General features: G+C 64.9%; 9 protein-coding genes and 1 pseudogene. 7 read left to right on the plus strand and 3 right to left on the minus strand.

The window, feature by feature from the left end; translation table 11 throughout:
* Positions 1-148: 148 nt before the first annotated feature.
* Positions 149-472: a ferredoxin gene (fdxA, locus tag WAW17_RS11130; RefSeq protein ID WP_422333038.1), complete on the plus strand. Its 324-nt coding sequence runs from the start codon at positions 149-151 to the stop codon at positions 470-472.
* A 5-nt stretch (positions 473-477) separates the two neighbouring features.
* On the opposite strand, the gene WAW17_RS11135 is transcribed toward fdxA, so the two are convergent.
* The gene (locus WAW17_RS11135; RefSeq protein WP_422333039.1) at positions 478-2,109 is read right to left on the minus strand and encodes an ABC-F family ATP-binding cassette domain-containing protein; all 1,632 of its coding nucleotides are present in this window, start codon (positions 2,107-2,109) and stop codon (positions 478-480) included.
* A gap of 66 nt (positions 2,110-2,175) precedes the next feature.
* On the minus strand, positions 2,176-2,769 hold the full coding sequence (locus WAW17_RS11140) for a class I SAM-dependent methyltransferase (protein ID WP_422333040.1): 594 nt from the start codon (positions 2,767-2,769) through the stop codon (positions 2,176-2,178).
* Positions 2,770-2,910: 141 nt separating this feature from the next.
* Between WAW17_RS11140 and WAW17_RS11145 the strand changes: the two genes are divergently transcribed.
* Positions 2,911-3,756 carry an aldo/keto reductase gene (locus tag WAW17_RS11145; protein ID WP_422333041.1) on the plus strand — a complete coding sequence of 282 codons (846 nt, stop codon included), beginning with the start codon at positions 2,911-2,913 and terminating at the stop codon, positions 3,754-3,756.
* Positions 3,757-3,775: 19 nt separating this feature from the next.
* Here WAW17_RS11145 and WAW17_RS11150 read toward each other — a convergent pair whose 3' ends face one another.
* Positions 3,776-4,228: a cupin domain-containing protein gene (locus WAW17_RS11150; RefSeq protein ID WP_422333042.1), complete on the minus strand. Its 453-nt coding sequence runs from the start codon at positions 4,226-4,228 to the stop codon at positions 3,776-3,778.
* Positions 4,229-4,442: 214 nt separating this feature from the next.
* Between WAW17_RS11150 and WAW17_RS11155 the strand changes: the two genes are divergently transcribed.
* The 5 genes and pseudogenes from WAW17_RS11155 to WAW17_RS11175 all read left to right on the plus strand — a co-directional run.
* The gene (locus tag WAW17_RS11155; RefSeq protein WP_422333043.1) at positions 4,443-5,684 is read left to right on the plus strand and encodes an ABC transporter substrate-binding protein; all 1,242 of its coding nucleotides are present in this window, start codon (positions 4,443-4,445) and stop codon (positions 5,682-5,684) included.
* 47 nt (positions 5,685-5,731) lie between these two features.
* Positions 5,732-8,497 carry an ABC transporter permease subunit gene (locus WAW17_RS11160; RefSeq protein ID WP_422333044.1) on the plus strand — a complete coding sequence of 922 codons (2,766 nt, stop codon included), beginning with the start codon at positions 5,732-5,734 and terminating at the stop codon, positions 8,495-8,497.
* The gene (locus WAW17_RS11165) at positions 8,494-9,249 is read left to right on the plus strand and encodes an ABC transporter ATP-binding protein (RefSeq protein WP_422333045.1); all 756 of its coding nucleotides are present in this window, start codon (positions 8,494-8,496) and stop codon (positions 9,247-9,249) included. The genes WAW17_RS11160 and WAW17_RS11165 overlap by 4 nt, the downstream gene beginning before the upstream one ends.
* Positions 9,250-9,386: 137 nt before the next feature.
* Entirely contained in the window at positions 9,387-10,805 is a 1,419-nt protein-coding gene (locus WAW17_RS11170) for a DUF2252 domain-containing protein (RefSeq protein ID WP_422333046.1), read from the plus strand.
* Positions 10,806-10,936: 131 nt separating this feature from the next.
* A pseudogene (locus tag WAW17_RS11175) lies at positions 10,937-11,297 on the plus strand (hypothetical protein); the annotation flags it as partial.

The following is an 11,297-nucleotide window of genomic DNA, read 5'->3' on the forward strand; positions in this document are numbered from 1 at the left end:
GCCGGGGACTGCGCGGAGAACGGGAGGTGGCTGCCACCGGGGAAACATACCGCGCGCCATGGACGCGCCATGGATCTGTGGCCGGAGCGTTGATGGCACACTGGAGTCCGATTCGCGCAGGACGGCATGAAAGGTCAGGATTGCTGACGTGACGTACACCATCGCAGAACCCTGTGTCGACGTTCTGGACAAGGCCTGCATCGAGGAATGCCCGGTCGACTGCATCTACGAGGGTGGCCGGATGCTCTACATCCACCCCGACGAATGCGTGGACTGCGGGGCGTGCGAGCCCGTCTGCCCGGTCGAAGCCATCTTCTACGAGGACGACGTCCCGGACAACTGGGTGGCGTACACCAAGGCCAACGCCGACTTCTTCGAAGAGCTGGGATCGCCGGGTGGGGCGGCGAAGGTCGGGAAGACCGACTACGATCCGCCCCTGATCAGGGCACTTCCGCCGATGGCCGAGAAGTAGGCGCCCTACTCCTCGCGGAGTCGGCCCGCTTCCATCCGCCAGCGTCGGGTGCTGCGTGTGGTTTCGAGCATGCGGCGGTCGTGGGTGACCAGCAGCAGCGTGCCGTCGAAGTTCTCCATTGCCTGCTCGAGTTGTTCGATGGCGGGAAGATCCAGATGGTTGGTGGGTTCGTCGAGCACCAGCAGATTCACGCCGCGGGCCTGGAGAAGCGCCAGTGCGGCCCGCGTGCGTTCGCCGGGCGACAGTGACGCCGCCGGACGCAGCACGTGGTGCCCCTTGAGTCCGAACTTTGCCAGCAGAGTCCGCACGTCGGCGTCCGGCCAGTCCGGTACCTGCGCCGCGAAGGCGTCGTGCACCTGATCGGCGCCCTCGAAGAGGCTGCGTGCCTGATCGATCTCCCCGATCGCGACCCCGGAGCCCAGTGATGCGGTACCCGAATCCGGCTTCAGCGTGCCGAGCAGCACCTTCAGCAGCGTGGTTTTGCCGGAACCGTTGGCGCCCGTGACGAGGATGCGATCCCCCCAGTTCACCTGGGTGGTCACGGGCCCGAACCGGAACGACGGGGTGGTCACGACCGCGCCGTTCGCCGCAGCCACCACGGATCCGCTGCGCGGGGCGGCGGCGATCTCCATGCGGAGTTCCCACTCCTTGCGCGGTTCCTCGACCACGTCGAGGCGTTCGATGCGGCGCTGGGTCTGCCGTGCCTTCGCGGCCTGCTTCTCGGTGGATTCGGTGCGCAGACCCTTTCCGATCTTGTCGTTGTCCTTGGTCTTGCGGCGGGCGTTGCGGACGCCGTGTTCCATCCAATTGCGCTGCATCTGGGCGCGATCCTCGAGTCCGGACCGGGTGCCGGCGTACTCCTCGTACGCCTCCCTGGCGTGGCGACGGGCGATCTCACGTTCGGCGAGATACGACGCGTAGCCGCCGTCGTACACCGAGATCTGCTGTTGCGCCAGATCGAGTTCCACGATTCCCGTCACCGTGCGGGACAGGAATTCGCGATCGTGACTCACCACGACCATGGCGGCGCGGCTCTCCGCGACGAACCGTTCGAGTTGTTCGAGTCCGAGAAGGTCGAGATCGTTGGTCGGTTCGTCGAGCAGCAGGACGTCGTATCGGGACAGCAGCAGCGACGCCAGGCCGGCGCGGGCCGCCTGACCGCCGGAGAGCGACGTCATGAGTGCGTCGAGCGGGACTCCGAGGCCGATTTCGCTCACCACCTTCTCCGCACGTTCCTCGAGGTCGGCGCCTCCGAGCGCGAGCCAGCGTTCGAGGGCGGGGGAGTAGAGGTCGTCCTCCGACTCGCCCAGGGTGGCCGCGGCGGCGTTCATCGCGTTCTCCGCCTCGGTGACGCCCGTGCGCCTGCCGAGGAAACCGAGGACCGTCTCGTTCTCGATCCGGTCCGGTTCCTGGGCGAGATACCCGACGGCGGCGTCGGGTGGACTGAGGACGATGCTGCCCTCGACGTCTGCCGATCCGACACCCGCAAGTGCGGTCAGCAGCGTCGACTTGCCCGCGCCGTTGGCCCCCACGAGGCCGGTCACGTCGCCGGGTGCCACGGTGAGGTCGAGATCGGAGAACAGAGTGCGCTCACCGCGCGAAGCCGTCAATCCGCTGATGCGCAGTGTTGCAGTCACCCGGAGATTATCTCCCCCCCCGTGAGTACTTGTTAACCGCGGGCGGTTGACAAGTACTCACAGGCGTCAGCGCTTGACGAGGCGGAACCAGCGGGGATCGGCTTTCTTGAGTGGCCCCGGCATGCCGGTGGTGTCGGCATCCACGTCCGACACCAGCTTCCACCCCGCGAAGAGCCGCTCGACCTCCGATCGAGAGGCGCCGCGCGGGATGAAGGCGCGGTGGCCCGGTCCGAATGCGAACATGATGAGCGTGCCTCCGTGCTCGGTCACCGCGGTGACCGCTTCGGCATACGCGGCACGATCCGCATCGCCGAGGCCGTGAAAGCAGCCGATGTCGAGTACCAGGTGATAGCCGCCGCCGACGTGGTGCTGGAGGTCGGTGGCGTCCACACACATGAAGCGCACGTCGACCCCCGCCTTCCTGGCGTTGGTGCGGGCCTTGTCGAGCGCGAGTTGGACAGTGTCCACCCCGGTCACCTGCCAGCCCCGTTTCGCCAGTTCGATCGAGTACTCACCCGTGCCGCACCCGATGTCGAGTATCTTGCCCGGCGGCGCGTCGAAGGGGTCGAGCAAGGTATCGATCTGGTGAGCGAAGGTCGGCCCCGACCGTACCCACGGCGTGATCCTCAACCGGTAGAGCAGTTCGTATCCGAGACCCATGTCGGCCCCTTCCCACCGGGCGCGTCACTACCCGAACGCGATTGACAGCGGATACCCCCCCGTTTCCGAATCGACACCTCGGAGAGTCCACATCTTGGGACGTGGGGAACATCTGGTGCCGACACCCGGTTGCATGTGCTCATGGGTTTCAACACCGCAGAAAGTCCTGTCCCGACTGTCGCTCTGCACGACGGCAACGTCATCCCGGCGCTCGGGTTCGGCGTCTGGCAGGTGCCGGACGAGGAGAGCTACGAAGCGGTCGCCGTGGCGTTGAAGGTGGGGTATCGCAGCATCGACACCGCGCGCATCTACGACAACGAGCGGGGCGTGGGACGTGCACTCGCCGATTCGGGTATCGCGCGAGACGAACTGTTCGTCACGACCAAGCTGTGGAACGAGGATCAGGGGTACGACTCCACACTGCGGGCATTCGACGACAGCCTGGACCGCCTCGGGCTGGATTACGTGGACCTCTACCTCATCCACTGGCCCGCCCCGTCCCTGGACCGGTATGTCGACACGTTCAAGGCGTTCCAGAAGATCAAGTCGGACGGACGGGCACGGTCGATCGGCGTCTCCAACTTCACCGCGGAGAACCTGGGGCGTCTGATCGCCGAGACGGGTGAGGTGCCGGTGATCAACCAGGTGGAACTGCATCCGCGGTTCAATCAGGCAGATCTGCGCGCGTTCCATACCGGTCAGGGGATTGCGACGGAGGCGTGGAGCCCGCTCGGGCAGGGCACCGTGCTGGAGGATGAGACCATTGCGAGGATCGCGGAAGCCCACGGCAAGTCGACCGCCCAGGTGATCATCCGCTGGCACCTGCAGATCGGCAACGTGGTGATCCCCAAGTCGGTGACGCCCGAGCGGATAGCCGCCAACTTCGACGTGCTCGACTTCGAGCTCACGCCGGACGACATCAACACCATCGGATCGCTCACGGCTGACGACGGCCGCATCGGTCCGGATCCCTCGACCTTCGGCTAGAGGCTCGGGACCGTCGCCGTCAGTTGCCTTCCGTCAGCCGGAAGTCCGCGAAGTCGAAACCCGGCACGACAATGCAACTGACGAGGGCCGGCTCGTCTCCGATCGGTGCTGCGCGTTGCCAGTGTCGTGGCGGGACCAGCAGTTGCGGCTGATGTCCCGCTGTGATGTCGGCTCCGAGAAGTAACGGCCTCATGTCGGCGGGGGAGTGGCCGTCGCCGCCGAGTTCGAGTCGCAGCGGGCTCCCTCGGTGGAAGAACCACATCTCGGCGCTGTGCACGGTGTGCCAGGCCGATTGCGTGCCGGGCATGAGGAGGAACAGGATCGCGGTTCCCGCGGATCGCGGGCCCGCGTAGCCGTCGGGCAGATTCTCGGCGGGGATCGTGATCTCGCTACGCCAGGTTTCGCGGTACCAGCCGCCCTCGGGGTGGGGTGCGAGGTCGAGGGCGCGTGCCCACTCCGGTAGTTCCGTCATGATCGACATTCTCGCCCGAACATCGATGTCGGGCGAGGTGGCACCTGTCCATTGCATGTTGCATGTAACGTGTTGTATGTTGCATGTCACAGTTCCAAGGCAATGCGACGCACATCATGTCGGGTCCGAGGTCCTGTCGACGCAGGAAGTGCAAATGCCTTTCTCCAGAGAACGCCCCATCGGAAGACTCCACCCGCTCGGACGAAGGAAGATCATGTCACGCGTAATCTCCAGGCAAGCAAACAGATTCACCAACCCGCGCAGGGCCGCCCTGGCCGGCGTCGCAGTGGCACTGCTGTTGGTGCCGGCCTGCTCCACCGATTCCGCCTCGGAGCCGGAAGGTGACACAGCAACTGTCAGCTTTCCCGACAACAAAGCCACCGGGAGTCCGGTCAAGATCGGGCTCATCAATCCCGAAGGTGGTCCGGCTGTCTCGCTACCGGGAAACCGTGAAGCTGCTGTCGCCGCGACGGAGTACGCCAACGCACACTTGGGTGGAATCGACGGGCATCCAATCGAACTCGTCCAGTGTTCGAACAAGGAGGACCCGGCATCCGCGCGCGACTGCGCAAATCAGATGGTGGAGGCCGGCGTTTCCGCTGTGGTCGTGACGACGACAGGCCAGGGCGAGTCGATGGCTCCCATCATCACGGGATCGGGCATTTCGTATATCGCACCCAACGGCTCGAGCAATGCCGAGTTGAGTTCCCCGAACGCCTTCATGCTGACCAGCGGATTCCCGGGAATGCTGATGTCCATGGCCTCCTACGCCGGGTCTCAGGGCTACGACAAGGTCACCGCGTTCGTCAGTGACAACAATTCAGCGGTACCGGCCACCCAGGGGATCGGTGGACCGGCGTTCCAGGCAGCGGGCGTCGAATTGCAGATCGTCCCGGTTGCTCAGGGAACACCGGACGCGACACCCCAGGTCAGTGCGGGTCTGTCCGGTAAGCCGGATGCGGTAGCGGTCATCGGCGACGCAACCCTGTGCACTTCGCTCATCAAGGCGCTGTCCACGCTGGGTTCGGATGCCGACACGATGCTGATCCAGCCGTGCATGGATCCGTCGACGGTTCAGGCGGTCGGCTCGATGATGGACGGGGCACACGTATTCACCACCTCGGACATCACCTCCAGCGATCCCGAGGCCGTGCTGTATCGATCGGTCATGCAGCAGTTCGCACCGGACACCGACATCGAGGGCTTCACGGTGACCGGCTACCAGGGAATCCTGGGTCTCGTCAGGGCCACCGCCGGGCTGCAGGGTGAGCCCACCGCCGGTGCTGTGTCGGCAGCTATCGCCGCGGCGAAGGACGTCGTCCTGCCCGCCGGCCACGGCATCACCTTTGCCTGCGACGGCAGCGCTCTGCCGGCACTCCCCGCGGTGTGCAGCACCGGTCTGGTCTCGGCCACAGTGGTGGACGGAAAGACGACGGATCCTCAACTGGCGAAATGAGTTTCCTCTCCCTGTCTGCCTAGTTCTCTCTTCTCGAAGGAATTGACGTGTCCGACCATTTCGTGTTCCTTGCTCTCGGCCTGGGTAACGGCTCGGTGTTTGCCGCGCTCGCTCTCGCCCTGGTCATGACCTTCCGCAGTTCCGGTGTGGTGAATTTCAGCACCGGAGCAATAGCCCTGTATGTGGCATACACGTACGCATTACTCAGGGACGGTAAACTTCTCGTCCCTGTGCCCGGCCTGCCGAAGACGGTAAGCCTGGGCGCCGAGCTCGGGGTTCTGCCGGCGATGGCCCTCTCCCTGGTCATCGCGGCTGTGCTGGGTGCGCTGATCTATGCGGTGGTGTTCCGGCCGCTGCGCAACGCACCCACAGTGGCCAAGGCGGTGGCCTCCATCGGGGTGATGCTGTTCGTGCAGGCGCTGTTGGCGGTACGAGTGGGCACGAAACCGGTCTCCGTGGACTCGATCCTGCCAAGCGGTGTGATCACCATCGGTGATGCTCGGATACCCACGGACAGAGTCTGGTTCGCAGCGGTCATCGTGGCGCTGACGGTCCTGCTGACCCTGGCCTTCCGGTGGACCCGGTTCGGTCTGGCAACGCGTGCGGCCGCGGAATCCGAGAAGGGTGCGCTCGTGTCGGGCCTGTCCCCGCAACGGATCGCCTTCGGTAACTGGGCGCTGAGTACGGCAGTGGCAGGGTTGAGTGGAATCCTCATCGCACCCATCGTTCCGCTCATCCCTGTGTCGTACACGTTGTTCATCGTTCCGGCGCTCGCGGCCGCACTCGTCGGCAATTTCTCGTCGATGGGTGCGGCTGTGGCCGCCGGACTCGGCATCGGCATGTTGCAGTCGGAAATGACCTATCTGCAGTCGAGTGTGAGCTGGTTCCCGCAGTCCGGAATGGCCGAGCTCGTTCCACTCGTGATGATCTTCATCTTCCTGGTCGTCCGTGCGCGTCCATTGCCCTCCCGTGGCGCGGTGATCATGCAGACCCTGGGCAGAGCACCTCGGCCGCGCGGATTGCTCGTGCCGACGACGGTCGCGGCAACGGTCGCGGTCTGTGCTCTCGTCTTCAGCTCGGGAAGTATGCGCGCAGCGATAATGACCAGCCTGATATTGGCCATTATTTCTCTGTCTTTGGTCGTGGTCACCGGGTTGGCCGGTCAGATCTCGCTCGCGCAGTTGACCTTGGCGGGGGTGGGTGCGTTCACCCTCAGCCGGCTGGCCACCGACCTCGGGGTGCCGTTTCCACTGGCTCCGTTGGCTTCGGGGTTGGTGGCCATGGTCGTCGGCGTTCTGGTGGGTCTGCCGGCACTACGGATCCGCGGATTGCCCCTGACGGTCTTGACTCTCGCGCTGGCCGTATTTCTCGAGATGTTCTGGTTCCGCAACAACACGTTCAACGGCGGCCTCACCGGTTCGCCCATCCCGGACCCGACGCTGTTCGGTTTCGATCTGGGCATCGGATCAGGCCAGGAGTATCCCCGACTGCAGTTCGGGCTTCTCTGCCTCCTCACGCTCGTCATCATCGCGCTCGGAGTTGCCCGATTGCGTACGAGCCGGCTCGGTGCGTCGATGCTTGCCGTGCGCGCGAATGAGAGGGCGGCGGCCGCTGCCGGAATCGATGTCGCAACCACCAAGCTGAAGGCCTTCGCAATTGGTGCGTTCATTGCCGGCATCGGTGGTGCACTGATGGGCTACCAGCAGACCACCGCCACTGCCGAAACCTACTCGGTTCTGGCCGGCATCGGCCTGTTCGCGATTGCGTACCTGGCCGGCATCACGTGTGTCTCCGGAGGGATCCTCGCGGGAATCGCAGGTGCTGGTGGCGTCGTCTTCTTCATCTTCGATCGCTATCTCGAGGTGGGCAGCTACTACGCCATGGTGAGCGGAATCCTGCTGATCATCACGGTGATCAAGTACCCGGAGGGCCTGATCGGGCATCTGCACAAGTACTCGGATGCCGTCCGACGCCGCCTCCCGAAGGGGATGCGTCCGGATGCGGCGGTGGCGAAGGATTCGTCGATCGGTCAGCGACCACCTTCTGCTGCCCCGCTCGCGATCCGCGACGTCACGGACGGCGTGCTGCTCTCCGTCGCGGACATCGGTGTCCGTTACGGGGGAGTGGTGGCACTCGATGCGGTCTCGTTCGATGTTCACGCCGGCGAGATCGTCGGACTGATCGGACCCAACGGAGCCGGCAAGACCACCTGCATGGACGCGATCAGTGGGTTCGCCGAGTCGACCGGCAGCGTCCGGCTGCACGACAGGCGCATCGATGACCTCGAGCCTCACCGGCGCAGCCGTGCGGGTCTGGGGCGCACCTTTCAAGCGATCGAGTTGTACGAGGACCTGACGGTGCGCGAGAACGTGGAGGTCGGCACCGTCGCGACCCATCGTCACCGGCATGCCGGGGCGCAGGACCTCGACGCACTCTTCGGACTCCTGCATCTCGGCGAAGTGGCCGATCGGCCGGTCAACGAGCTGTCCCAGGGGCAGCGTCAATTGGTCTCGATCGCGAGGGCAATAGCCGGACAACCCGAGATCGTTCTGCTCGACGAGCCGGCTGCCGGCCTCGACAGCACGGAAAGCCGTTGGCTCGGTGAACGTTTGACATCGATACGCGATGCGGGCGTGGCCATCATCATGGTCGAACACGATATGGAACTCGTGCTCGAAGTCTGTGACCGAATTGTCGTCCTCGATCTCGGCAGGGTCATCGCCAGCGGCACACCCGAACAGATAAAGACCAACCCGGACGTGATGCGTGCCTACCTCGGCACCACCCATGCACCGCAGGAGGCTGCGCTATGACCGACGACATCGCCCCCGAGCTGACCTGCTCCGGCCTCGACGCCGGATATGTCAAGGGGCACCCGTGTATTCGTGATATCTCCCTCACGCTGGGCGCCGGCGAGGTGCTGTCCCTGCTCGGGCCCAACGGCGCAGGGAAGACCACCCTGCTGCTCACGCTCGCAGGTCTCCTTCCCAGCCTCGGGGGGACTGTTTCGATCGGCACCGGGACTCTGCGTTCGGGACGCCCGCGACAAGCCTCCGCCGCCGGAATGGTACTGGTGCCCGACGATCGGGCTCTCTTCGGCGGTCTGACCGTTCAGGAGAACCTGCGCCTCGCACAACGGCCGGGCATTGCCGATACCGAAACGGTGATGGAGTACTTTCCGGCACTCCGGAAGCGATTCAAGGTGGCGGCCGGTCAGCTTTCCGGCGGTGAGCAACAGATGCTGGCGCTCGGGCGTGCACTCGTTCAACAACCCCGAGTGCTGCTGATCGACGAACTGAGCATGGGTCTGGCGCCAGTGATCGTGGAATCACTGCTCCCGGTGATCCGCAGGGTCAGCGACGAACGTGGCACCGCAGTCGTTCTCGTGGAACAGCATGTCCGGTTGGCCCTCGAGATCGCAGACTCCGCGATCGTGCTCGCGCACGGCAGTGAAATTCTCCGCGGATCTGCGAAGGAATTGGCGGCGAATCCGCAACTGATAGAGGACGCCTACCTCGGGGGATCGAGGTCGGCGGGAAGCACGTCTTCACAGGCAGTCCTGTAGCCGGTATCCGTCCTGTCCGATCGGCGCCAGGTTCACCCTTTTCGGACGATCTGCACTGCGCCACCGCGTGCGATGCTGTGCACGCCGCACCTTCACAATCTGCCGTGTCGGCAGTTGTCGGCGGAAGGGAGCCTCCGATGTCGACATCCGCGGAACGCACAGAACCGGTGGCGCATCCGAGCAGGGCCGAACGTGCACAACGAGGGGCGGACGCCCGCCGGGACACTCCGCCGGCCGCGCTCGCGGAGCATCATGTCGCCGATCGGCGCGATCCGGTCGCCCTCCTCGAGCAGCAGGCGGCGGACCGGGTACCCGAACTCGTCCCGATCCGGTACGGGCGGATGGCGGCCACCGCCTTCACCTTCTACCGCGGTGCCGCCGCGATCATGGCCGACGACCTGGCCCACTCGCCCACCACGGGCCTGCGCACACACCTCTGCGGGGACGCGCACCTGAGCAACTTCGGACTCTTCGCCACCCCGGAACGCAGGCTGGCGTTCGACATCAACGACTTCGACGAGACACATCCCGGCCCCTTCGAATGGGACGTCAAACGCCTGGTTGCCAGCCTCGCGGTCGCGGCGAAAGAGAACGGATACAGCGACAAGAAACGCACGAAGATCACCCGCGCCTGCGCCGCCGAATACCGCGAAACCATCGTCCGGCAGGCGCAACTGGGAAACCTCGCGGTCTGGTACTCCCACATCGAACCCACGGCGGACCTCACCGAGCTCCGAGACCAACTCAGCTCGGCGCAGAAGGAACGCGCCCGCACCGCGCTGGAGAAGGCCCGCCGCCGCGACAGCGTCCAGGCGCTCTCGAAACTGACCACCGTCGTCGACGGCAAGAGACGCATCATCAGCGCCCCGCCCTTGATAGTCCCGGCCGAGGAGGTGTACGCGGGCAAGGACCTCGAAGCGTTGTACCGAGACCTCCAAGGGAAACTCGACACATACGCACAAACCCTCCAATGGGATCGGCGCCGCCTGTACGACCAGTTCCAGATGGTGCAGATCGCCCGCAAGGTGGTCGGGGTCGGCAGCGTGGGCACCCGCACCTGGATCATCCTGATGCTCGGGGCAGACGACAGAGATCCGCTGTTCCTCCAGGTGAAGGAGGCGAAACCGTCCGTGCTGTCGGGCTACGTCGACGGCCCGTCGTTTACGACCGAGGGCGAACGGGTCGTCAGTGGGCAGCGGTTGATGCAGGCCGCCAGCGACATCTTCCTGGGCTGGGAACGCGGTCCGGGTCCCGACGGCGTCGAGCACGACTTCTACATACGCCAACTGCGTGACGGCAAGGGCTCGGCGGTGATCGAGACGATGACACCTTCGGTGATGGGGTTGTATGGGCGGCTGTGCGGACGGGTTCTCGCCTTCGCGCACGCCCGAGCGGGCGACCGGATCGCGATCGCCGCCTACGTCGGGGACGGCACCGAGTTCGACCATGCGATCGCAGAATTCGCCGAGACGTATGCCGACCAGAACACCCGAGACCATGCGGCACTACTCGACGCGATCACCGCGGGCCGCATCACCGCCGACACCGGACTCTGAACCGAGTCCACCAGAATTCCGGGCATCTCGCTGACAACACGTGTCCCGGCGGCGGATAATCGGTTTCACCAGTTCGTTCGTACTTTGACGGAGAAGGAACGGTCCATGTCTCAGGATTCGCTGGTCAAACAATCTTCACGCGAGTCGATGTCGAGGGGCTCACCAAGGACGCCCTGATGGCACTGACCGACGTGTCGAATGTCGGCGCGAACGCGCCCCGTCTGGACAAGGCCGTGGTCGGTCTCACACCGGTGATCATCAGCCAGGCAAAGAACTTCGTTCACGACACGGTCAGCTCACTCGTGGAGTCCCAGCAGTTCGAGGACCTGTGGATCCAGGCGAACCGGGCCGCCCACAACGCGCTCGTGGCGGTGGTGACGGGGAACTACGGTGTCAGTTCGGTGGAGGTCGACCGGAGTGGCACCGTCAGCATCTCGCTGGGGACGATCATCGACAGGGTGAAGGCCGCACTCGTCGAACGGGGTTTCGCGT

The organism is Rhodococcus sp. (in: high G+C Gram-positive bacteria) (assembly GCF_049286785.1).
In the GTDB taxonomy this organism is placed as follows: Bacteria; Actinomycetota; Actinomycetes; order Mycobacteriales; family Mycobacteriaceae; genus Rhodococcus_F.